Source organism: Lachnoclostridium phytofermentans (assembly GCF_000733755.1).
In the GTDB taxonomy this organism is placed as follows: Bacteria; Bacillota; Clostridia; order Lachnospirales; family Lachnospiraceae; genus Lachnoclostridium; species Lachnoclostridium phytofermentans_A.
In genome coordinates this window covers 103,944-128,205 of the sequence record NZ_JPOF01000006.1, presented here as the reverse complement: position 1 = coordinate 128,205, position 24,262 = coordinate 103,944, and the positions used below count along the sequence as shown (strand labels likewise).

Genomic DNA, 24,262 nt, shown 5'->3' with positions numbered 1-24,262 from the left:
AAAAGATTACAGGAATATGCCGCAAGATTGGTATTTGTTTGGTACTTAATTGTACCTTATAAAATTTTTAAAGAGTTACCTTGACAATAAGGGCAATCCACCATTACAGTTAATTCAAGATTATAAGAGATAAATACGCACTGCAACCTCTAGTTGCTAAATAATAAAGCTAACTTGATATCCTAAATAATGTAAATATGCTATAATATGCTTATTACATAATTAAGGAGAACTTCTCTATGAATCTTGGTGAAAGAATATATAAACTTCGAAGTGAGAAAAACTTATCTCAAGGTGACCTTGCTGAGATATTAGATGTTTCAAGGCAATCAATCTCAAAATGGGAAAATAACAATGCAGTACCTGAATTGTCCAAATTTATAAAAATGAGTGAATTATTTCAGGTCTCTCTCGATGACTTAGTAAAAGAGAACTCAACTACCGATATGGATTCATATAAAACAAATCTAGCTAGTCTAGAAGAACTCCATACTACTCTACCAACTAGAAAAATATTAGGTACTATTCTTTTGTCCCTAGGCTTTATAACGATTTTAATTTTAACAACGCTACTAGGAATAGGTAACTTTGTATTTGCATGCCTCTTAACATCACCACTTATCATTTGTGGTATCATTTGTTTCTCCTTTAAGAAGCATCTTGGGCTATGGTGTAGCTGGGGCGTATATTTTTCCATTGATGTTTATCTAAGGCTCGCTACAGGTCTTAGCTGGAAAGTAATATTCTATACCTTTCGTTGGACTTACAGAATGAATTATATGAGATTAGCAATTGGATGGATTCAATTCTTCTGTTTACTTTTATTTATATGTATTACCATTATAAAATTTCGTAATGCGCCTTATTCTATCCAAGATAAAACTAAACTTCGTATTATTTCATCTTGGATTTTAGTTGTTTTAAGCCAAAGCACCTTGTTCCTTATACCTATTATTATAAGAGCATTATTGCTATCTTCCAATCATACCTTAAATGGAACCCTTATTAACATAACTACTGTATTCATTGATTGGATTAGCATTATCGCTTTTACATACGCACTAGTTAATACAATCCTGTATAGAAAGAATAGAAAAATAATATAAACTACAAAAAAGACTGAATCCCATTAAGGTTTCAGTCTTTTACATATTAATTTTTAATATATTTTGTTTTACTCTTATCTAAGGAAATTTATGAAGCTCATTTGTATAAACCAAACACATATCCTAATAAAAAATGAACGTTAGATAATAATAAAGGTATATGGATATGATTGAAGGAGGGATGTAATTTTCCCTCCTTTTAAGTTCGCAATTGTGAAAGAAAGTGAGGTAAAACGAATGCACATTATGTTTATGCTACGCCTATGCTTACAGTGATTCTTTTAATGTACATGAAATGAAATATCCGCAAAGACCGTCAACGTTAATACCGTTACCCAGCGAATCAAAGTCATTAAATACTTCTCCACCCCAAAAGCATGACGCATCAATGTATTCTTCCGATTTACTTAGTATATCCTTTACTTCCCCTTCAACATAACCTCCCCATCCCTTGGCAATGTATCCTTCAGGGATATCAAAATAATCCATACCATTCGGAACTGGAGTATCTACTTTCATGAATTTGCCGATGATATATCCAGTTAATTGATTTTTTTCTTCATATTTATCCCACATATATATACCACCACCGTAAGGCTCGGCGGTAGTATATTCCGTCATCTCATCAAGGGTTTTAAAAATCCAGTCCTTCGCCTTCCAAACGCTCTGAACTATTTCTCCAGTGGCGCTGTGTGGATTCCCCCAATCATTCCGAACATACACAGCCTTTCCGATAAACCTGTATGGTCCACATTTTACTACCTCGAATTTCTCAAGTTTTGTTTGATTGCTTTCCATTCCTATTCCTCCCTATATTATATAAATAATGTTCCATTAACAGTTGATAACAATTGAGAAGTGATAAGAAATACTTATTCTCCGTCCAGATAGTTTACTTTCGACTCAATTTTGAATGATTTTTGCATGTTTCCATAAAAGAAAGGTCATCATCCATTACACATAATATCCAGCCTGAGCTCGGAACATTGTAGCGTAAATTCCATCCTCATATCCAATAAGCTCCTCATGAGTTCCATACTCCTTAATGTGATCTTCTGCAAACACGGCAATGCGGTCACAGAATTTACAGGAGGACAATCGGTGTGATATGTAAATCGCTGTTTTCCCACCGACTAGGTCATTAAATTTACGATATATCTCATACTCTGCCATGGGATCTAGCGCTGCAGTGGGTTCGTCCAAAATAACAATAGGTGCATCTTTGTACATGGCTCGACTAATTGCAACCTTTTGACGTTGTCCGCCTGATAACTCTGTTCCCTCTTCATCAAAGCTCTTATAGATAATCGTATTCAGACCCTTCTCCAGTTTCACAGCATCTTCATAGACACCACTTAAGGTTAAGGCATTCTCTATCGCTTTCTCCATAGCATAGGAACTTTGCTCCAGTGCCACATTTTCCTTCAGACTAAAGGCAAACAGCTGAAAGTCCTGAAATATGACAGCGAACAGCTTTCGGTATTCTTCATCAGAGTATTCCTTAACGTTACGCCCATCCAAAAGAATAGCCCCTTCGTTAACGTCATAGAGGCGGCACAGAAGTTTGATAAAAGTAGTTTTGCCCGCACCGTTAAGTCCAACGATAGAAAGATGTTCACCTGAGGTAATCTTCAAGCTCAAATCGCGTAAGATGTAATGGTCTGTTCTAGGATACTTAAAGCTTACATTACAAAATTCAATTACATGCTCTGTTTCCTCAATCGCTCCAGCCCCCTTCTCCATTACTGAGGGATACTGTAGAAATACGATATACTCATGAATATAATTGGAACGTTTCACAACCTCCTGCACACCATTTACGATATGAAACAAAGCCCAGAAGAAGTTACCTGCCGCACCGGCATACATGGTGAAATCACCGATGGTAATGATTTTTTTAATAGCCAATACTCCGAGGTAGAAATAAGAACTACCATCACGAAGGCTGTTTATTATATCAGTTTTCCAAGAGTTGTGCCGTTGACGTATCATACGTTTCGCCCATACTTCAAGCATTTTACGATTCTCTATATCCGCTTTTTCACCCATCATATCTACACTATCATAGAGCCGGATATCTTTTCCGAAACGAAAATCCGCCAATTGATAAAAGAAATAGCCGAATTTACGATTTAGCGCAGAAAGTTCAAGAAAGCTTTGTACCTCTATTTTATTATTAAGGTAATTATAATAAGTTACTAAGCACAAGCTAACGCCCTGAATAAGGAGCAGCCATGGACAGCCGACAACGATAATTGTAACAATACCTATCAACACGGTTAAGTTCATTACAATCGTATAAAAGTTTGACAGAATTCCTTCTACACCACCGCTATACCAGTTAATTCCTTCCTTTGCCTTGTTCAACTGATCCAGTGCTGCTGGATCCTCCGTATGTTCAAAATCCATGGTCATGGCATGGTGCGCCAGCTCTTCTTCTAGGTGACGATTGAACCATTCGCCGTAGGATGTACGCATAGCATGAGTTAAGTTTGCGATACTGCTACATAAAAAATGAGAACCAATCGAGAGTCCAATGGTCAGTAACAGCTTGAACCTTACTTCAGTATAGTTTTCCCCCTGTAGTACTTCCAGTAGGTAGTCAATGATGTATTTCGGAAGAATAACTGCCAACATGGTTCTGCTAACCTCTGCAACTAATTGTATAAAATAAATTAGAAATAAGATTGGTTTCTTCTTCCATACCAGTTTTAAAATATATATCAGAGAGTGTTTCACACATCCTTTTGATTTCTTTGCGGAAGTATTCGCTTCGTTGCAGTTTTTATCCTTCTTCTGGTCACGCTCCGATGTCAGTGCCATATTCTTCGCCATCACTAACTCCTCCTTTCTCAACATAGTACTGAGCCTGCAATTCGAACATATTTGAATAAGGTCCTTTTTTTCTTAATAACTCTTCGTGGGAACCATATTCCACCATTTGTCCATCTATAAACATGGCAATATGATCACAGAATCTGGTTGAACTAAGCCGGTGACTGATATAGATCGCTGACTTATTTCCAATCATCCGGTCAAAGTTCTGATATAACTCATACTCCGCCAGTGCATCTAAGGCTGCCGTTGGCTCATCAAGAACAATAATCGGTGAATCCTTGTAAAGAGCCCTGGCCAATGCTAGCTTTTGACGTTCTCCACCGGAGAAATCCACCCCTTCCTCATCAATGACCTTGAGAACCTCGGTATGAACTCCTTTGGGAAGCTCCTTTAACTTATTACGAAAGCCTGCCATATGTAGGCATTCCTCTGCACGCGCCACATTGGTGTTCTTAGGTGTATCCATAGAAATATTTTCTGCAAGGGGAAATGCAAACAACTCCACTTCCTGGAACAAAGGAGCAAATAATTGATAATAACTTCTCTTTTGAAAACTTCGGATATCCACTCCATTTAATAGAATTTTACCACTGGTCGGTTCATAGAGACGAAGCAATAACTTAATAAAAGTTGTCTTTCCTGCACCGTTAAGGCCTACAACAGCCAATCGTTCCCCTGGCTTAAACGTAAGATTTAATTCCTTTAACGCGTACTTCTCTGATTTCGGATAACAGAAAGAAACATTCTCGAATACGAACTCGTATTGATTACCTCCGGGAACCGGAAGTCCGTCATCCTCCAAATCCCCTCCCTCAAAATCGAGAAAGCTTCGAAAGTCACTTACTTCACGACTTCTTTGGCGCAATCCGGAAAAATTCTTTAATACTGAGCTAAGGCTACTATAGAACGTCTCAGCTGTTACTACATAGAGAAATGCATTAGAAATCGTAATGTCTCCCTTGATAACTGAATTGATGATAAAGGTATAAATTCCCACTTGGGAAAGTGCCCACATTACATTGTCAAATATTCCGACATAGAACCAACAACGTTCATTTTTCTTCTGCATATTGTAACGGTATACATTAAGATTTCGGCATTTTGCCAACAACCAGTCCGTTAGATTGAACATGCGAATATCCTTGGCTGCTTTGAATTCTGTGCTAATATTGTTCATGTAATTGTTTTTACGCCACCAGGGTGCCAATACATCCCATACCGTTTTCTTAGTGTAATCATTCACTCGGTCATTCATCACAAAGGAACATGCTGCCGTGGCACAGAGCAATAGCAAAATGAGGGGATGCAGAGTTCCCATGATAACAAAGCCCACGAATGCAACTGCCATCTTTGACATGCATTCTACCCCTGTACGCATCATTCCCTCAACTCCCTGTTCATTGCCACCACTAGAGTTCTGTGCTTTACGAAAGGCATCCATAACATCCGGATTCTCCAGATGCTCAAAGTTCACCGTCATAGCCTTTCTGTTCAAACTTGTCATCAGATGCATACGTACCCCGATATAACGAAACCAGGTACTGGACCAGTAATAGGTATTAATTACGCAGGCAAGCATGATACACGCGATAAAGGTCAGAATAAGTGGTATCAAGGCTTGCCAGTCTTTTCCCTCGGTAATTAACTCAATAACACTTCTGGAAGTAAAGTTCCAGAGGTAACTCATAATGGGAGCCACAACAATACCCATTGGAATCAGATATCGGAGAGCCTTCTCTTCCCTGAACATGGTTCCAAATATGAATTTCAGGTTGGACCGAAGGGAATAATCCTTATGTAAAGGATTTTTTTCCTTTTCCTTAATAATTTTCTTTGCTTTCATTTTAATCGTTCCCTTTTCCTTTAAATTCTAAGTAACTACCTCCATACTATGTAGAAGGAAGGTTAACCACCTTATACACGATTGCTATCAACTATGACAACTAAATATCCATATTATACCATATTGGGTATCAGAACACAAGTTCGAGATACAGACATTGATAACTTATTAATAGGCTTGACGTTGGAATCTGTAGTGCAAATGGATTGTTTATTTAGGGATATTAGTGATTTATCGTATTTAGGAGAAATAATTAGGGAAGATTCCGTGGAAAATATCCAGCACGAAAAGCATATGAAACAAAATTTATTAGAGAAGGTATTGCCTTTCAGGTTGATGCAATAGCTATCAGGAAGAACTAGATAAATTCAGATTTGTAGAGTCGTTATATCACATAAAAATGAGTGCAGTGAACTTTTCTTTGTAGAGTTCGCTACACTCATTTTGATCCGTTCAATCTGAATTAAGTTGCTTTGAATTTGATAAATTTTATAAGAATTAAATTGTGCTATTTTACGTTTACAGTAGATTATGTTCAACCTACTTTTTATTTGGTTTTCTTTTTATTTGGTTTTCTTTTAATAAGTAATAACTTCTGAATATCTTCAAGTAGTGAATTTCCTGGTTCAAAAGACATCCATTTTCCGTCATGATAGGTTGTTGAATTATGGTAGATGTTTTGAATTTCATCAGAATAAGTATGTTGCTCGTTCTCAAATCTAGCTCTTTCCTCTTTTCCAAAAACAATCTGTATGCTAAAACAATTTTCTTTCGCATAGAGCGTACACAAGGTTTTACCACCACGTCGATATTTATGCTCGTATCTCCAATTATTCCAATTGGTGTTTTTTCGCAAGATATCCATTTCGTATAAGTTTTCAACTAGATTACAGACGCCTGTCCATACATTATATTTCTCTGTACCAAGCATTTCACTAAGTTTTTGATTTGTTTGGAAAACTTCTTGCATAATAACTCCTTCGCAAATATTCACGATATCAAGTGGTTTTTCTATTTGGATGAAGTCATGCTTTCGCTTGGAAGGTTGTGTAGTTCCTTCTTGTAAATACCAAGCTGCTTGAACTGCTTTCATTCCAAGTTTTCTTGCAGTCTCCAACTCATAACTTCCTCCGTCCCCAACATAGATACATTCCTCTGCCTTCACAGAAAGTTCCTCCATACATCTTTGGAAAATCTCCTCATCTGGCTTTTGAATCCCCTGTTCATAGGAGAGATAAATTGCATCAAACCTAGGAAATAGTTCGCTTCTGCGGATTACTTCTGCTTCCTCTGAAAAACAGTTACTTATTAATCCGACTAAAAATCCCCTTTCTTTCAATGTTGAAAGCATTGGGATAATTTCAGTATGTAAATGTCTAAAACACTCTTCTTTCGCGGCTATTCGCTTTTCAACAATTTCCTTAAAAAGCTGTTCAGAGTAACAATGCTGCTCTCGAAGAATACGTTTTATTACATCCTCAAATGTTAGCTTCCCTACAGTTCGTTCCTGTTCCGTAGAATGCCAAAGTACCTGAAACTGGTCCTCTGGAATTCCTGCATCCTTTGCCATTTGTGCTCCAAAATATAGTGGACTATTATAGTGCGTTATCAGCGTTTCAAACATGTCAAAAATTACTGCTCGTGTCATTATTTTACCTTCCTACTAATAAATTTATAACAAAATAACAAAATCGTTAATTCACAATCGCTAGCGAACTCTATAAATATCTAAATCATCAATGCTGACATTTTGTAATGAAAACCCTTTGCTTATAAGTTCTGCTGTTAATCGCATTTTCTCCTCCTTCAGCTCTGCTATTATATGAAAGCCCAATTAATAAATCTAATTTCGCTTTTGCCACCGAATGCGATATTATTTCTTTCCTAACCCCTTCGATAATAAACACAATTAGAAAAACAGGTAGTGGAAAACATTATACTCATTCTCCAAAAATGAACTTATTCTCCGTATAGATAGTTTACTTCCTACTCAATTTTCAATGATTTTTGCATGTCTCCAGCCATAATTACGGTATTCTGCTATCTTTACAATTTTTATTTCCAGTTCTTGCATGATAACACTCCACTCTACAAATATATACAATCAATTCTAAATATTAATTAACTGATTGCCACTAAAATATCGTGTTCGATATCATTAATCCAATCTTGCGGTGCAGTTTCAATATTAAGAAGCCCAAGCATGACTGGAATGTCTGCTACTCTCGCTAGTTGCAGCCAATTATCAGGAAGTCCGCCATACCCATTAGCGAACGACTCATAGATGTCAGTATTTATATACTGCTGAACATCATGAGCTTTATTTCTAAAAAACTTTCCGATATCTCGAAATCGACTTTCAGCCATAGCATACTCAAAATCAATGAAATATACATTTTCATTTGAAATCAGAATATTTCCATATCCGATATCACCATGACAAAGAACAAAATCTCTATCGATTCGGTTAATAATGTCCACATTCTTTTCCAAATATTCTATTAACTTATCTTGGATTATAACAGAAAGACGTGAACCTGATTTTCCTTCAAGCATAGACACTATAAACTCTCTCGTATTTTTCCATGGGTTATCTAGTTGTAACTCCTTGTCAATATATCCACTCATAGGATATTTTTTTTCATGTATTTTTGATAACATCCGACCAATTTCGAATGCTATTTCTCTTGGATAACAACGATTTCTTCTGATATATTCAGAAAGTGTTTCTCCATGTATGTATTCAATTATTGAATAGGGATAAGGGCAAATTTTCTGACTATCATCATAATAATAAAGTGTAGGAATTTGTATGTATTTTCTAAGATAATCATACAATATTGGCTCAATATTTCTACTGTTACCCGAGTAGATTTTAAGAAGATAATTGGTTTGTCCAACTGTTATACAGTAATTACTTGTACTCATACCACTGTGTATGGGTATCACATGATTAATAACTGCTAAATTATCAAAAACTCTGAACATTTCACTGATCTTTTTATTATCGATATTGTAAAATGAATAAATGCGTTGTTCCTGTGACATTGAACACCTCTACTAATTCTAATTTGTTATATTATCTATGCAATATTATTTTGATCGCATACTTAATTTCTTGTAATTATACTAGCCGAATGAAATATCAATCTATCAAAACATAATATAAGTGCCTTAATTCTTAGTTTGGTCATAACTTAACTTTAATTTCTATCAATTGCATTATTAATCTCAGATAGCAGTTCATCACTGTTCTTAATTTGATACCCACCCTTGTTGCTGCTTTCATACACAATGTTAATATCTCCTAAAATAATATGTAGTGGTCTATTTTCGTAAATACCTTCAATCTCGAATACAACTGAGTCTTGCTGATACGGTGCAAAGGAAGCTGGAATACGGCTACATTGGTATTCGCTGATTATTTGTTTTAACTTTACTAAGTTTATTTGATCAGTAATATCAGTATGGTTATCTTCTTTAGCATAAATCACACGATTGATATTATAATTACCAACATCGTTTATAATTGCTTTTGGTTTTAAGAAATATACTACGGATAGGACAATACTAATAGCTATCATAGCAATAATGAGTATTATTTTTCTCATTTAAATTACCTCCTGCTCTATAAATTAGCTATATCATAATCTACTTAAATTCATCATTGTAAAAAACTGATATTGTTTGAATATCATCATAAGGAGTGTTACAACGTAGTAGGACAAAATTACATTATTTACCTTTCATGGAAAGTATAGCATAACTCTTTTATAGAATCAACGTATGCTTCTTCTAAACAGTATAGAAACTCAACATAAAAACTCTTCATGGTCTTCCATTCAACTAGTAATATTTAGTATAATTCATTACTCCACTCTAGCAAAAAAAACCACGAACCATATTCAAATGATTCGTAGTTTTTTTATTCGCTCCAATAGAATAATTACTGCTCCCTCTATTTCTGACTGTTATTGCGCCACTGTATACAACGAATAAAAATACTCTCGTTTCTCCATCAGTTCTTCAAATGTACCAACTTCATCCACTTTTCCATTTCGTAATACTAGAATCTGATCGTATTTTTTCAGTAATGCCTCCTCTAAACGATGTGTCACAATGATTCGAGTAAGCCCTGAGATATCTAAGATGGAATTTGTAACTGAGAATGCGGTCGCTGTATCTAATGCTGCGGTTGCTTCATCCACGAAAAGAACTGGGGTTTCATGCAAGAGACTTCTAGCGATAGAGATACGTTGCCTTTCTCCTCCTGATAAGCCGCAACCATTTTCTCCACAGGAATAATCATGACCACGCTCTTTTATTAAGTTCGAAAGACCTGACATTAAAATTGCACGTTCAACCTTTTTAGCTTCGAACTCTCGAAACATTGTGATATTATCTCTGATAGAGCTATTGAAGATAAATACATTTTGTTGAATAATGGATACCAAATCATACAAGGAATCAGAACTAATCGTTCTAAGTTCTTCCCCATCATATAAGATTTCACCCTTATAATTCTCATAACTTCCCATTAAAAGATTTAATAACGTAGATTTACCACTTCCCGACCCACCTACTAGTGCATAACTTTTCCCAGCTTCAAAACGCATCGAAATATCCTTCAGGATTGGGCTGTCTTTTTCATAGGCATACGATAGATTTCTTACTTCTATAGCATCATCCAGTTTATTGTCTACTTGCTTTCCTTCGCGCTGTACATTGGAATATATTGCATCAATTAATTTATCAATGAGTGCATTTGCAGCTTTACGATTGGCTAAAATCTGAGGGACATCTGAAATCGGACTTAACACGTAATTCATTAATTGCACAAAAACAATGACAACTCCAGCTGTTACTCCTTTTCCAGACACTGTGAGATACGCACCGAATAAAAATACACCAAACTGAGCAATTACCCCTGCAATTAAGCCGATGGTTTGAATCAACAAATCTGTCATTCTTCGTTTGCATTTTAATTCTTCAGTCTTTTGATTATTCTTGGAAAATTGCTTGATAATCTCTCTTTCAGCTTTAAAACTTTTGATAACAGAAAATCCAGATAACGTATCTTTTACCATCCCTAAGAAACTTTCATTTTGGTCTGAAACATTTTTCTCGGCTGCTGCCAAGCGATTTCCTGTAAGCATAGATGCAATCACAGGGACAAGTGATAATAAAAACGCAATCAGAGTTAAGTAAGGACTATAAAAAAGCATTAAGATAAATGCTCCAATAAACATGATGATTTGCATTACCAGTGTAAATATCTTACTAAGGTAGTTGGTTTCAATACTTGTAGCATCGTTGGTTAAAGCAGAGATATAGGTTGATGTATTCTCCCCTGTGAATGAACTGATGCTCTTCTTTGTTATTTCTTCAAAAGCATAATCTTTATATTGTTTCATGGCTTTTTTTATGAATCTTGGTAATGTCTGAAATTGAAGTATCATAACAAAGATAAAAAAAACTACAGAGAAAGCAACAATAAGTGTGATTTGTAACAAAGATAATTCCGTTGACATTCCTGTGGAAATATCAATAATTTGTTGCATTTCCCATGAAATAATTAAATTGAGCAATGCAATTAAGATAGTTGCAAAAATTGCCAAAGTGAATAACAACTTATTATGCCTATAAAATTGATTCTTAAATTCTTTTCTTTTTGCTTTATTATCTTTACTCCCCTTCATGCAAAAGTTCCTCCCATAGTTTTAGCATATCTTCCTTAATTTCCACATTTTCATTTATCGAATTCATAATTCCCTGTGAAGCGGTGACCCCAAAATCATCAGATAACGTATCTTTGCTAAACGAGCAATAGTTTATCTTGCTTAAGTTATAATCGGGTGCAGCATCAAATTTTTCTGCCGTAACTTTTGCTTTTCTTAAATATTCTTTGGAAGCCTTATAGTCGCCCATATCACAATATAATAAAGAATTGCAGGTAAAGAGAATAACATCTAGTTTATCAAGATAACAAACATCATCGGATCTTAGTCCCTTTAAAAAGTTATGTACCCATTCTACAATATCTAACGCTTGTTGATACTCCTTCCTATTGGAATAGTAATTAACATACCCTATCATTGTCTTAAAAAGTTTGGATATCTCTTGAATAAAACTATCCGATAGATATGGAATTGCTTCCTCATATTTCATTGACATGATAAGGTAAAATCCAATGTCTACGTTATTCATTCCATCGTAGTTATATTTTTTTAAATGTTCTATGGATTTTTCCACATCGCCTAGTGCCATATAGATATTCCCAATACTATTTTGCAAGGACACTTCGCTAATCGTCTCATCTGTATTTTGATCAATTAATTTACAAGCACGTTGAAGTAATAAGAGTGACTTCTTTAAGGCCTCCTGATCTCGATGCTCAATTCCCTTCATCTGAAATACTCTTGCACTCTCATATACAACATCAAATCGATTCGGATATTTTTGCAAATATTTATCGGCTTCTCTTTGTCCTTCCTCATACTTTTTTTCGTGACGTAATCTTTTAATTTCTTCTACTATCTTATCAGGATTTGACTTACCAAGCTCATAACCCAACAACACATCAACTGATAGTTCGAAAAAATCAGCCAAGGTAATAATAAGACTAATATCAGGAGTTGAAGTTCCTGATTCCCATTTCGATACTGCCCCGATGGTAACACCAACCGCTTCTGCCAATTGTTCTTGTGTGAGGCTTAGTTCTTTTCTATACTTTCGAATATTTTCACCAATTTTAATTACCATTTCATCCCTCCTAAATGGTATCATATCATAACTGTTATAATTCGATAAGCTACTAATTGTAAAGTTGGTAAAGAAATAATTTTACTGATGGTAAAGTTTTATTATAAAATGTACTTATATTATCTAAAATAGTTTTTTAGATATCAGCTATTTCAAAGTAAGCACTACTAACCTTTCTTCATTAATTAACATAAAAAACGGCTACTCAGAATGACATACACCCCAAATGTTAGAATTCAATTCTATCTAACATTTGGGGTGTATTAAAAATTAGCTATTTTTCTTAGAAAGGTATTCTATTACAACATACAGCATTAGAAACTTACTTCTTCATGTTTACAAAGATCAACTTTTTAATTATACCTCAATATGACCACCGGTATCATAACACTCATCTGTAGTAAAATCTACTACAAGGTTTTTGTTTTGAATTAATAAATTGTTTATCCATTCAGCAGTTACCTTCACCTTAGGTTTAAATTCTTCTGATGATAAATATTGTAGCATACAGTGATATAGACTATTCGCAGCAGGATCTCTGCAATCGATATTCAACGTACAAACTAACATTCCTCCTTTTCCGATTCCAAGTTCAAATACACTTGCTTGCTTACGGATTAGTTTATAACTACTTACTATTTCAATAATTGGATCGAAAGGTATCGATAAGTCATTGAATACGATTGCTCCACCGTCATGGAACATCGGATAGAATTGCCAATCACAAAAGCCCTCCTGTGGAAAGTTTCTCATAAGTGGATGATCATAGATCACCGTAGCATTGTTACCATTTACCCGTCCGCCTGACATCATTTGAAATGAGATTGGTAAGCCTGGAAACGGACCGCTACCGAGTAAGAGAATTCGTCCTCCGTTTGCCATATATGCTATTGATTCCTCGTCAATTGTATTAACAACTCTGATTTTTTCTTCTTGCAGTTTACTTTCCTGTATACTATTATCCCGAAATATCCAATAATCCCAACTGTTTGTAATTTCATAGCTTCCACCCGATAAACGAGTGTTTAGTTGAATGTGCTTTCCGATATTGTCGATCCTTGGAATTTCAATAGAAATATCACCAAATTCCGTAATACAACCATTGGGTATATTACTCACTTCCATCTGGCCACGGGAATAAACCCTCTTATCCTCATCTTCGAGATACCAAGATAAGATTCCATGATTCATAGGCTGCGTCCCAAATAACGATACAAGTAGCTTTACACAAAGCTTTTGTCCTGCAACAAGGTTTCGATTCGTACTACAATTAGATAGTAGTACACTTTCTCCATTGAATTGCTGTACGTCCTTAGCAGTAAATCCTGCCTTTAGCTCATAAAACTCATTTAGAATTCCTACCGCATACCCAGTACGATGCCAGTGGCAATCGATGGCACCTAAAAAATCATAACCGGTCACATTATTACATCTGCGGGCTTTCTCTATACTAAACTTAACGATTTGTCGCATCCATCGACAAGAGTTTTGATAATAGGTTTGAGCGTTTGGTAGCATCCCCATTTCTTTTAAGTAGTTTCGTACCGCTGTAAAAAGACCGGGACCTATTCGGGTATTCTCATAACGCTGTTCTAAATCAAGGTTTAAATAGCTATCATTAATTCCCGCCTCATGAACTAAGCAGGGACGTTCATAAATAGAAAAACGCTCCTCTATCTTGGCTACATCTGGATAAAGAGAATGATAACTAAAAACCCAAACTCCTGGCGAAAATACATCACTGTATGATTTCAGTTTCTGAAGTTTTATCGTATTGTGTGGTACAGGATATTTTGTATACCCTGAAGCTGTTTCATCAAGAGAACATTCAACTCTAAGGAGCGCTCCCATAGGATTGAATAGAGAATCTGGTACAAGTTCATGACAATGCTTTGCCATAAGCTCTAGTTTTGCATCCATTGCATCGTCAATTGGAACTTCGTTGCCACAGCAATATAGAACTACGGAAGAATGCTTACGACATGTCATAATAATATCAAGAAAATCTGATTCCAAAAAACCATTTGGTGCTTCCACTTGAATCAGCATACCTAATTCATCAGCAGCGATTAAGCATTCTTCCGGCGGTGTCCACGTATGAAAGCGAATCCAGTTATAACCGATGTTCTTTAGTGCTTTTATAGCCTTTCTGTAGTAGGATAGCTCGGTAGGTACTGTACATGTTTCTGGAAAATATGCATGCTCCGTCAATCCACGTAGTAAAATAGAATTACCATTCAAAAGTATTTTTCTACCCTGTCTTTCTATATATCGGAAACCAAATTTTTGTTTTATAGTATCTACTACCGTGTTTTCATACCATAAAGTAATCATCAATTGATATAAACGAGGTTCCGTATCCGACCAGGTTTTCATGCCATAGGTATCAGAAATCCATTTTGTAACCGGTTCATTTGAAACCACAGAGCCGTTCGCTATCTTTTGATTGTTAGTGAAATCGACTATTTCCCAACCAAGAGTTAACGCTTGATGAAAAGTATCAATTCTACTTATATTAACTTCCCATAGGAGCTTACTTAAATCAGAAGTTGTTCTAACATAACAATCCATTATTCTTGCTTTTTCTGATACTTGAATACTAACGGAACGTGTAATCCCTGCACTTTTACCTTTATAACCTCGGATACTGCACCCAATACGATCTTTTCTTATGTTTGAAACTGCTATAATTAATTCATTCGATTGACCAACCTTCAACCATTTATTTAGATTCATCTCAAATGGTGTTAAGTGTCCAATGTGATTACCTACATACTCTCCATTAAGCCAAACCCATGCTTCAGATTATACTTCTAAGGAGAGCAAGCATATAAGTAAACAAATAGAACTTACCATTGAATATATGGAACAAAACTTTGCTAAAGATATCTCTTTATTAGAAATTGCAAATAACCTTAATGTTACTTCCCAATACTTATGTCGTATTTTTAAACAATTACTTAAAATAAGTCCTTATGAGTATCTTGTGAGGCTTCGGATACAGAAAGCAAAAGAAATGCTTATAAAGGAAGATAAAATGATAAAAGATCTTATTCAATATACTGGTTTTAGTGATGCTAGTTATTTCAGTGCAGTATTCAAACGTTACGAGGGGATGACTCCTGCACAATTTCGCCATTTACATAATTCCTAAAGGAAAAATAAATAGCGACAAAATCATGATAGCTCTTGTATTACTCAGAGTTATTTTTGATTTTGTCGCTATATTATCTTAATAAAACATTTTTAGTATCTTTCTATACTTAGCATCTTATATTTTACATCCTTCTACTTTGCATCCTTATGTTCTGCATCCTTATACTTAGCATCCTTCTATAATTCACATGCACTCAAAAGTACAAATTCCTCCCCATGTGATTTCCTTTCATGCTAAGTATTATCTAATTCCTCTTATCAATCTCTTCCTGTAGTTCTTGATACCATTGTTCTGCTTTCTTCATAGCGATTTCCATCTCGTCAAGAGTTGTTACTTGAATTAATTTTTCAAGTCTATCTACCTCAATCTGTGGAATGTGCTTAGAGATATGCAATAAATAATGATATGGATATAAGGGTGTGTACTTTAATCTCAATAAGATAACAAGTGGTTCGATTACATATTTGTTGTAATAAGCATAACTTTCAAGAAAGTTTTTTCTTCTTATATATTTTTCTACCCGAAAATGTTGACTATACCTATAATCACATTCTTCTCTACACTGATTTCTGTTTCTTATGATTTCACTTGTATCAACAGAATCAAATCGAACCACATTATCCTTATCAAATAGAATCTTAGCACCCTCTACAATATCATTTTGTATGTAGTGATATTCATTTCTATCTCTTGAGTGTAGTTGCCAGTTAAAATCCAATACCAGATACGGATTAGAATCTTTTATATGATACACAATCTGACCTAATTTGGGGTGTTGGTTTCCCCTCTCGTCACGCTCATCCAATTCCCCTAGGCGTAAAAGTGCCATTTCGACGTGTTCTAATGCCTCTTTTACATAGTCATCCTCAACATCGATCCAGTAATCGATATCAGAATATTCATCTTCATATCCCATAGCAAATGATCCCTCTAGCCAAAAGGCATAAACATATGGCAGTTGCTGTAATTCATTCTTTAATTCTTGCGTAATCTCTTTCTCAGAAATCATAATATCCCTCCCCAAAATAATCCATTGACTCAGATTATCCCATCCTACGTTTACTTAATTGCTCACCGCATAATCCCCATTTTCACCAATCGCGTAATGTCTATCCCTTTGCAAAATAGGTATGTATTATCAATTTTATCCAATTTAATACCATATCGCAAGTAATTTTTTCTAAAAATATAAAAAATTAAATAATACATTAACATATTACTCTTCCAGCACTAAATAATAAAATACTCGCTTACACAACACTTCACTGCGAATACAATGCCGACATTCACCTTTGAATAATAAATCTCCTAAATGAAGCGTTTAGTTAAATATATTTTTGCATTATCACTCTAATAACACATTATGAATGAAAGAAAGCAACAGCCAACAAAATGTCGACTGTTGCTTCTTACATAGGGATATTAATAATAGATTTTCTGTAATACTATTTTTTATCCCAAATGAATCGCTCCGTGTTCCCTGATATTCATCGGATAAATATTCTTAGGGTCAATATACTGAGACATATACTCAATATAGTGAACAGTTTCTGCTTTTGGCATAATACTCATGATAACACCCGCAAATCCACCTCCATGAATGCGGCAGCTGCCATCCCCTATTTTCTTAATAAATAACTCAGTTAATGCAAGAGCTAAATTAATCTTCTGATCTTTTTTATCTGTAGCAACGTAGCAGTTTTGTAACCATTTCCAAGAGGAGTTACCCGACTCTATAATAATCTTTAACAGGTGCTTTTCGTTATGGTCAGCTATCGCCTTAATAGCTTCCTCTACTCTAATATTTTCTTCATAGAAATGCATTGCACGAAGTAGAGCTCTGTCATTTTCAAGGCTTTCTTCTAACTCTGTAAAATGTTCTAAAAATTCAGATAAGCTACTATCGCATAATAGAGTTCCACCTAACTTCTTCGCTACTACCTTCATTTCCATTGGAATTTCTGAATATTCGTTACTTAAATCTGCATGACCTTTCCCTGTATTTACAATAATTAAGTCATAACCAATCTTAGAAAACGAAAAATCTACCTTCTCATATTTCACATCATCTGAAAAATCTAATGATATCGTACCACCAACTGCACATGCCATCTGATCCATTAATCCAGAAGCTTTACTCCAATACTTGTTTTCTGCATACTGACCAATTTTAGCATATTCAGTATAGCTCATGTTACTGTCATTAAAAAAATAGTTTAGCATGGAACAGAGTAACATTTCAAAGGAAGCAGAAGAACTGACCCCTGCAGCGCTGATAACACTTGTAGTTATGTATGCGTTAAATCCAGAGACGTGATATCCTAATTTTAAGGTTGCTTTTATCATTCCGGCAATCAAAGATATGGTACCTTGATTGATTGGTATCTCATCTATCTTAGATAGATCCAATCGAATTTCTCCTTCGTAACCTTCACTAAAGATCGAGATGATATTGGAATTGTTTGGATAGGCAGCCCCTATGGTGTCTAAGCTGATACTTGCAGCTAAAATTTTCCCTCCGTTATGGTCGGTATGATTTCCGATAATTTCTGTTCTTCCCGGAGCAGTAAAGAACTCCATCTCATCTGAATTAAAATGCTTCGTAAACTGTTTTGCCAAAGCTTCGTACCGCTTAGAACTACTCTCACTTTCCCCATAAACTTTATGAAGTATTTCTGTACTTGGAAGTCTCATCTTTATATCTCCTTTAATTTATCTTTTTTGTTTCATTGTGTAAATACTGCTTCTCTGGTTATTTTAAATATCTATGTGCTATTTACTCTTTGAAGAATGTTTATATGTTACCTATGAAGATATATTGTCCAGCTAGTTTACATGACAATCCACTTAATAAGGATGCAGCCTATTGTTATGGTTTCATTATAATTGATTCTTTTCAAAAATCCTTAAAGAAAATACGATAAAAAAGGAATATATTGAGATTTACCTATAATTATGCTAGTATAATTTATATAAACAGTAATATATTGATGTTCAGAAAGGAATGGGGCATATGCAGATAGTTACGAATAAGTATAAGCGAGAAATGAAAGAACATGGCAATGACCAGTTTCCTTTTTTGATAAGTTATGAACGATTATCGAAGTATGAATCAGGCTCTTTTTTGTGGCATTGGCACCCTGAAATCGAGCTCACATTAATTGATAAAGGTGAGATGATTTATACGGTGAATGACCATGTTTATCATCTCCAAGAAGGGGAAGCTTTGTTTGGTAATGTCAGTTCTTTACACTCTGGCAATAAATATAATAATAAGGATTGTGAATATATCTCCATCACGTTTGATCCAAAGCTTATCTATGGATATGATAATAGTATCATATACCGTAAGTATGTAGAACCTATCCTACAGAACCTTTCTTTATCCGCAGTCCATTTTGATTTGTCTGAGGAATGGCATAAAGAGATTATAACAATTTTAAATGATATTATCACAATTGGACAAAGGAAAGAAGCCTTTTTTGAACTCGATATCCTTATGCGACTTCAAAAATTATGGAAAATATTATATTCACATAATAATTCTACACCTTCCATGTCAGCTTTTGATAAGCGAAATTATGACAGAATTCATAGTATCCTATCTTATATCGATTGCAATTATGCTATGAAATTAACTCTGGAAGATATTGCGGAACATATTCATCTATGTAAAAGTGAATGTTGTAGGCTTTTTAAACGCTATATGAAAGTATCTCTGTTTGAGTTCATCCTACAATATCGAATAGAAAAAAGCTTAAACTATCTGATTAACACAGAAAATTCCATTGTAGAGATAGCAAATTTGGTTGGCTTTAACGATTCTAACTATTACTCTAAGGTATTTACTAAGATAAAAGGATGCTCTCCAACAAGATATAGAAAAAAGAGTTTATCCTAATTGATAATTTTATGCCTACATTGGTTGTTAATCTTAAAATCATTGTTAAGCCTCCCCCTTCCTTTTGCGCTTCGTAATTCCTCTTCACCATCGGCGATTACTATGGTATACATAATATCCTTCTTAGCTTAATTATTTCTACTGTACTACAAAGAATAGACAAATTTATTTGTTTGCTTTCAGTTAAACGGTTAGTCCTATTCATATCATTTATTCTGGTTTTCTGATATTCTGAAAGGCATTCTCTAAAATCTCGAGTCCTTCAAACAAAACATTACAATTTTCCCCTAACGGGCATTGAGCTGAGATTCCTAATTTAATTTCTGAACTCATTTCTAACCGAAATATTCTTACTAGAGACCAATGCTCCTTATCTTTCGAATAATGAAGTGCGAATTCATCTCCCTTTCTTATAATCTGCATCCATGCATAACCTTCCACCTTCTCACCGTTACAATCATCGGAGGTCTCATTGGTTACTACTGATACCATAGCTGGATGCCCCGCATCTGAGTTCTCATAAGCGAATTTAATCCACTTATCCTCATGATCATAAACAACGATGCAGCCTAAATCATACAATGCCTTAAAATCTGGCGTGATTTTACAACGTATGACAAAGTCTCCTATTTTATTGATATAGTAAAATGGGAAATTATTAATCTTAAAATGTTTACCTGGACTGTTAAATAAATTAGTTCCTTTATCTGCAGTCACAACAATCCTGCTCCCATCCTGTAAAAATTCTTCTGGTTGATTTCTCCACTGAAACTCCATAAACTCCTCCTGTCAAATAAGATAATAATAGAAACTAAGTTATAAAAAGCTGCAATTATTCTAATACTCTTTGTTCTCAATAAGATATATTACATTCAAGCTTTGTAGCATTTAAATGATGTTTTATTGCTCAATTGACTTATATTTCATAAATCCAATAAAATACATTTTTATCATATACTGCCTCCTAATTTATGTCAATATGCATTAATTTATAGGATGATTTTATTTGTATTTGTTCATTATTACATATTTTTTAAGTTTTTTATGCAGAAGGAACCTACTTGTTAAGAATAGACTCTGAATGGTTGATCTAGAGATCGATTTTCCAATGTCTCTTATTAATTTGCAGTGATACACAATATCAGCCGCCCATATGTGGTCGGCTGAAACATAAGCTACATTTGTTAGGAATAATTGTTGTGTATATAGAGAACACCGATGATATAAGCGATGGTACTTATTATCAGCAGGGAAATACCAACAAGCCAATAAATTATCATAAGTCGGTTTGTTGTCCCGTAGATATCCAAAACACCTTGAAATATACAGCCTACTGTCAATACGATGATACCCGCACTGTATAAGAAGAATGTGATCCTTCCCGGCATTGTTTTTTGACTGAGCAGATCCAACAGAAAAGATAGAAACGTACCGCCAACAAGAGGAATTACAAAAGCATAAATCATATAGTTTGAGTAAACCTCATGGCTAAAATGTTCGTAAACTGCACCAAAAATCAGAAAAAACAACGATGTCACAAGATATAGAAACTCCCACCGTTCCAGTGTCTTTGGATTTTTACTCGTTACCAATAAAAACAATGTCGCTCACGCTCCTTTCTTGAATGCTCTTACCATTGGTGGTCGGATTGTTGATGATCTCACCGTTAAAATACATGGTGGAAGAACCGCCGCCGTCAAGGTTATAGGCAGTCTTAGCACCAAGACCCTGTACAAATTCTGCCAGTTCATAGAGGGAAAGGCCTTCACTTTCGTTCGTCCGTCCATCCGAGACAACAAACAAATAATGCAGATCGTCCACAACCGCAATCGCAGTGCGGGGATTGCTAGCTTTTGATTTGCCGACTTCTTCCTCCTGCGTGACAGCGATTTCTCCATTATTGAGCAGGGCAGGACCGAAGGATAAAATTTGTACAGCTCCATCCTTAAGAAGCTCACTTGCCGACACATCTCCTTCGGTTATGATTTTGAAGCTCCCGTCTTTGTTGATGACCAAATCTTCCTGATTTTTGGATGGAAAGTCTCGATAGATCACACCATTACGAAGTACATATCCTTTTTCTTGTGCACCGTAGTAATCTCCGTTAATTGCCAGAATCGCATGGTTTTCTGCTGCGATTTTTGAAGTCTTTTCTGTCACATTTCTGCCGTAGGCATTTTGAGCAAGTGCCGTCTGCAAATATTCTGCCGAAGAAAGGGTTACATCAGCTACATAAATGGAAGTATCATATTCTCGGTACTGCGTGAGAGTAATGTTGATATTATCATCGCTGTATGTGTTGCCGGTGATGACAACCTGGTTCGTCGTTTTCTCGGTATCTGCATTCTCTTTTGATGAATTTTCTAAAGAATAACTATTGTTATCTATATTTTGCGTTATGTCCTGTTCACTGCTATCTTGCTCGTGTGTGTAGACCCGTGTAATCACAAAGGTATCCAGTGCAATATACACAGTAAAACTCAGCAGAAGAACTGAAAAAATAATGACTCCTAAATATTTTTTCAAGATTCTATCCCTCCTTTTCGCTTTTGTTTCGCTTGATTGTACCTTGATGTCTAAAAATAAGAAAACTCTGTACAAACCAATCCTAAGCCACTGCCGTCATCAATTACAATGGGTAAAAACTGAGCTTTCTCTACAGCTTCCACCAAATCAATAAGAAGATCGGTCGGTTCATACGCTGGAATCAATGCAATTTTTTCCTGTATTATCATAAGTCCTCCTTTTAGCTATGGGCGTGTTCCTTTTCCTCCGCCCATACCGCCGGGTTTACCACCCTTATCTCCAGGATTACCGCCCATACCTCCGGGATTACCACCCATACCTTCGGGATTACCACCCATACCTTCGGAACCGTAGATTAAGCTACTCATGGTTACTTCTTCGGTTGTCCCTCCGATAGATACCGTATAGGTTTCGCCCTCCACAATCTCAGGACAGCTGATAACTACGCAGGAAAACGACTTTTCTACTACCCAACTAAGTAGATTCTTACCGCTATTATCTGTCAATGTAATGGTGCTGTTTTCTGAATTAGAACCAACAGAAACCAGCATGGAGCCCTGCGTGGAAGAAGACCCGAAGTTTTGTGCCATTCCAGTGGAACCGGCTGCCACGAATATACCGCCGGTTATGGTTGCGTCCCCGTTATAATCCAGTGCACCGTTTCCGTCGTTTGTAGGACCTGAAACATAAGTCTCACCACCCGAAACATTCAATGAACCATTGGAATCCACGCCGTCGCCAGAAGCGTCAATGAATATCTTTCCGCCAGAAATGTTAATTGAGCTGTCTGTGGCAGTGTCAAAGCCACCTTTATCTTGAAATCCACTAAAACCACCGTTTCCGCTTTGGTCATTACCGCCTGCGGCGTTTAGCCCGTCATCACTGGAAATGAGATGTATGATGCCGCCGGAAATGTTAATATTCTGCCCTTCGATACCCTCATAGCTTTTTGTAATGGTAATGCTTCCGTCTGCCACGGTTGCAGTTCCATCGGCATGAAGTCCATCATCACCTGTGGAAATTTCAAAAGTTCCTCCATTTACCGTAAGGTCGGAATTGGAATGTAAGGCATCGTCCGCTGAATCAATGGAGAAGCTACCGCTATTAATCAATAGTTTTCCACTTGCCTTCATACCTTTGGCACTGATAGAATCTTCAGCGGTATTAGTACTTTGTTCTCTTCCAGGAAGATTCCAGCCCCAGCTACCATCTGATTCTTTGGTTACAGTACTGCTACCACCACCTGTCTTGATGGTATAGCTGCCATCTTCAATCTGCAAATAATTGGATGCACTTACACCATCACCATCTGCTTTAATATCATAAGTTCCGGAGGCAAGATAGACAAAGCCCAGAGAGGTATCGTCCGAATTCTCCGCGTGGATGCCATCTTTCCCAGTAGTCATAGTAAAGGTTCCGTCAGCGATTCGCACGCTGTCTTTGCCGCTAAGTCCGTGATTTGCAGAAGTGATCGTATACTCGCCGCCGGTCACAACCAGATCATCCTTTGATACGATAGCATGACCTGCTGGAGATATGACCGTCAGATTTCCCTGACCGTTTATTGTCAAATCGTCCTTGGAAAAAACAGCGGCGTCAATATTGTTATCATCAATGGCTGTAAATTCACCACCATTAGAAAGGATGTTCTCAGAACCCGGTGCAAGGGTCAAAAACACCTTGTCTGCCTGAGCAATGTAAATTGCTGCCGATGATTTGCTGTTAATTGTTACACCATGAAGCACCAGCTGCAGTTTATCAGTGTTTTCAGCATTCACAATAATCATGCCGTTATCTAATGTACCAGAAAGAATATAGGTTCCCTCATTCGAGATTGTGACGGTTGACCCAGAAATCTTAACAGCATCGGAACTGCATTCCGCCGAATCTCCGTTCAGGGTTATGCTTACACTTGTGTTTTTGTCATAACTGGTCTCATAATCCCGGTCAGAAAAAGTTTCTGAGGTATTCACATTTGTTTCAGCAGGTGTATTGTTTGATGTTTGAGCAGTTGGTTCCTTCGTAGCTTGTGGGTCGCCATCGCCTGTGCTTGTAGGATTACTACACCCTGCGAGCAACAGGAGCGACATTAAAACAGCCAAAATACGTATTCTGTTCTTCATAATACT

Annotated in this window: 19 protein-coding genes; 3 read left to right on the top strand and 16 right to left on the bottom strand. The window is 36.0% G+C overall.

The genetic code is table 11. The features are described 5' to 3' along the window. Positions 1-239 precede the first annotated feature (239 nt). Positions 240-1,106, top strand: a complete 867-nt coding sequence (locus CC92_RS21775; protein ID WP_051650888.1) for a helix-turn-helix domain-containing protein — start codon at positions 240-242, stop codon at positions 1,104-1,106. 267 nt (positions 1,107-1,373) lie between these two features. Here the strand turns inward: CC92_RS21775 and CC92_RS0113925 are convergent, their stop codons facing one another. From CC92_RS0113925 to CC92_RS0113865, 9 genes are all read right to left on the bottom strand, one after another. Beyond that, complete coding sequence (locus CC92_RS0113925) at positions 1,374-1,904, bottom strand: hypothetical protein (RefSeq protein WP_029504753.1); 531 nt, start codon at positions 1,902-1,904, stop codon at positions 1,374-1,376. Between the two features lie 156 nt (positions 1,905-2,060). Beyond that, a complete protein-coding gene (locus CC92_RS0113920; protein WP_242841367.1) occupies positions 2,061-3,941 on the bottom strand; it encodes an ABC transporter ATP-binding protein in 1,881 nt (626 codons plus the stop codon). Next, complete coding sequence (locus CC92_RS0113915; RefSeq protein ID WP_051650887.1) at positions 3,907-5,787, bottom strand: ABC transporter ATP-binding protein; 1,881 nt, start codon at positions 5,785-5,787, stop codon at positions 3,907-3,909. Before CC92_RS0113915 ends, CC92_RS0113920 begins: the two co-directional genes overlap by 35 nt. A 547-nt stretch (positions 5,788-6,334) precedes the next feature. Further along, positions 6,335-7,435, bottom strand: a complete 1,101-nt coding sequence (locus CC92_RS23045) for a DUF3788 family protein (protein ID WP_242841366.1) — start codon at positions 7,433-7,435, stop codon at positions 6,335-6,337. A gap of 473 nt (positions 7,436-7,908) precedes the next feature. Then, a complete protein-coding gene (locus CC92_RS0113885; protein WP_029504749.1) occupies positions 7,909-8,835 on the bottom strand; it encodes an aminoglycoside phosphotransferase family protein in 927 nt (308 codons plus the stop codon). Positions 8,836-8,990: 155 nt separating this feature from the next. Continuing rightward, entirely contained in the window at positions 8,991-9,398 is a 408-nt protein-coding gene (locus CC92_RS0113880; protein ID WP_029504748.1) for a hypothetical protein, read from the bottom strand. Positions 9,399-9,758: 360 nt separating this feature from the next. Continuing rightward, a complete protein-coding gene (locus CC92_RS0113875; protein WP_029504747.1) occupies positions 9,759-11,486 on the bottom strand; it encodes an ABC transporter ATP-binding protein in 1,728 nt (575 codons plus the stop codon). After that, complete coding sequence (locus CC92_RS21770; protein ID WP_051650886.1) at positions 11,473-12,549, bottom strand: helix-turn-helix domain-containing protein; 1,077 nt, start codon at positions 12,547-12,549, stop codon at positions 11,473-11,475. Before CC92_RS21770 ends, CC92_RS0113875 begins: the two co-directional genes overlap by 14 nt. Before the next feature lie 357 nt (positions 12,550-12,906). Further along, entirely contained in the window at positions 12,907-15,285 is a 2,379-nt protein-coding gene (locus tag CC92_RS0113865; RefSeq protein ID WP_029504746.1) for a hypothetical protein, read from the bottom strand. A gap of 127 nt (positions 15,286-15,412) precedes the next feature. On the opposite strand from CC92_RS0113865, the gene CC92_RS23645 reads away from it, so the two are divergent. Further along, the gene (locus CC92_RS23645; RefSeq protein WP_029504745.1) at positions 15,413-15,703 is read left to right on the top strand and encodes a helix-turn-helix transcriptional regulator; all 291 of its coding nucleotides are present in this window, start codon (positions 15,413-15,415) and stop codon (positions 15,701-15,703) included. 247 nt (positions 15,704-15,950) lie between these two features. Here the strand turns inward: CC92_RS23645 and CC92_RS21765 are convergent, their stop codons facing one another. Together CC92_RS21765 and CC92_RS0113850 are read right to left on the bottom strand one after the other, a co-directional pair. Further along, positions 15,951-16,715: a nucleotidyltransferase domain-containing protein gene (locus tag CC92_RS21765; protein ID WP_051650885.1), complete on the bottom strand. Its 765-nt coding sequence runs from the start codon at positions 16,713-16,715 to the stop codon at positions 15,951-15,953. Positions 16,716-17,158: 443 nt separating this feature from the next. After that, positions 17,159-18,400, bottom strand: a complete 1,242-nt coding sequence (locus tag CC92_RS0113850; RefSeq protein WP_029504743.1) for a galactokinase — start codon at positions 18,398-18,400, stop codon at positions 17,159-17,161. Positions 18,401-18,719: 319 nt separating this feature from the next. Here CC92_RS0113850 and CC92_RS0113845 point away from each other — a divergent pair, with 319 nt between their 5' ends. Further along, positions 18,720-19,607: an AraC family transcriptional regulator gene (locus CC92_RS0113845; protein ID WP_029504742.1), complete on the top strand. Its 888-nt coding sequence runs from the start codon at positions 18,720-18,722 to the stop codon at positions 19,605-19,607. 210 nt (positions 19,608-19,817) lie between these two features. Here the strand turns inward: CC92_RS0113845 and CC92_RS21045 are convergent, their stop codons facing one another. From CC92_RS21045 to CC92_RS0113815, 5 genes are all read right to left on the bottom strand, one after another. Beyond that, a complete protein-coding gene (locus CC92_RS21045) occupies positions 19,818-20,384 on the bottom strand; it encodes a DUF1349 domain-containing protein (RefSeq protein WP_051650884.1) in 567 nt (188 codons plus the stop codon). A gap of 407 nt (positions 20,385-20,791) precedes the next feature. Further along, positions 20,792-21,208 (bottom strand): hypothetical protein, encoded by a 417-nt coding sequence (locus CC92_RS0113830; protein WP_051650883.1) that lies wholly within the window; start codon positions 21,206-21,208, stop codon positions 20,792-20,794. After that, positions 21,186-22,133, bottom strand: a complete 948-nt coding sequence (locus CC92_RS0113825) for a phosphodiester glycosidase family protein (protein ID WP_081841944.1) — start codon at positions 22,131-22,133, stop codon at positions 21,186-21,188. Before CC92_RS0113825 ends, CC92_RS0113830 begins: the two co-directional genes overlap by 23 nt. Positions 22,134-22,183: 50 nt before the next feature. Then, complete coding sequence (locus CC92_RS22575) at positions 22,184-22,342, bottom strand: hypothetical protein (RefSeq protein WP_155998456.1); 159 nt, start codon at positions 22,340-22,342, stop codon at positions 22,184-22,186. A gap of 15 nt (positions 22,343-22,357) precedes the next feature. Further along, complete coding sequence (locus CC92_RS0113815) at positions 22,358-24,223, bottom strand: carbohydrate-binding domain-containing protein (RefSeq protein ID WP_242841402.1); 1,866 nt, start codon at positions 24,221-24,223, stop codon at positions 22,358-22,360. Between the last annotated feature and the right edge of the window lie 39 nt (positions 24,224-24,262).

Coding starts and splice junctions, on each gene's coding strand:
- CC92_RS0113920 (WP_242841367.1), bottom strand. CDS start 3,941: ATGGCGAAGAATATGGCACTGACATCGGAGCGTGACCAGAAGAAGGAT.
- CC92_RS22575 (WP_155998456.1), bottom strand. CDS start 22,342: ATGATAATACAGGAAAAAATTGCATTGATTCCAGCGTATGAACCGACC.
- CC92_RS0113880 (WP_029504748.1), bottom strand. CDS start 9,398: ATGAGAAAAATAATACTCATTATTGCTATGATAGCTATTAGTATTGTC.
- CC92_RS0113885 (WP_029504749.1), bottom strand. CDS start 8,835: ATGTCACAGGAACAACGCATTTATTCATTTTACAATATCGATAATAAA.
- CC92_RS21765 (WP_051650885.1), bottom strand. CDS start 16,715: ATGATTTCTGAGAAAGAGATTACGCAAGAATTAAAGAATGAATTACAG.
- CC92_RS21775 (WP_051650888.1), top strand. CDS start 240: ATGAATCTTGGTGAAAGAATATATAAACTTCGAAGTGAGAAAAACTTA.
- CC92_RS0113845 (WP_029504742.1), top strand. CDS start 18,720: ATGCAGATAGTTACGAATAAGTATAAGCGAGAAATGAAAGAACATGGC.
- CC92_RS23045 (WP_242841366.1), bottom strand. CDS start 7,435: ATGACACGAGCAGTAATTTTTGACATGTTTGAAACGCTGATAACGCAC.
- CC92_RS0113850 (WP_029504743.1), bottom strand. CDS start 18,400: ATGAGACTTCCAAGTACAGAAATACTTCATAAAGTTTATGGGGAAAGT.
- CC92_RS0113815 (WP_242841402.1), bottom strand. CDS start 24,223: ATGTCGCTCCTGTTGCTCGCAGGGTGTAGTAATCCTACAAGCACAGGC.
- CC92_RS0113925 (WP_029504753.1), bottom strand. CDS start 1,904: ATGGAAAGCAATCAAACAAAACTTGAGAAATTCGAGGTAGTAAAATGT.
- CC92_RS0113865 (WP_029504746.1), bottom strand. CDS start 15,285: ATGAATCTAAATAAATGGTTGAAGGTTGGTCAATCGAATGAATTAATT.
- CC92_RS0113915 (WP_051650887.1), bottom strand. CDS start 5,787: ATGAAAGCAAAGAAAATTATTAAGGAAAAGGAAAAAAATCCTTTACAT.
- CC92_RS21045 (WP_051650884.1), bottom strand. CDS start 20,384: ATGGAGTTTCAGTGGAGAAATCAACCAGAAGAATTTTTACAGGATGGG.
- CC92_RS23645 (WP_029504745.1), top strand. CDS start 15,413: ATGGAACAAAACTTTGCTAAAGATATCTCTTTATTAGAAATTGCAAAT.
- CC92_RS21770 (WP_051650886.1), bottom strand. CDS start 12,549: ATGGTAATTAAAATTGGTGAAAATATTCGAAAGTATAGAAAAGAACTA.
- CC92_RS0113875 (WP_029504747.1), bottom strand. CDS start 11,486: ATGAAGGGGAGTAAAGATAATAAAGCAAAAAGAAAAGAATTTAAGAAT.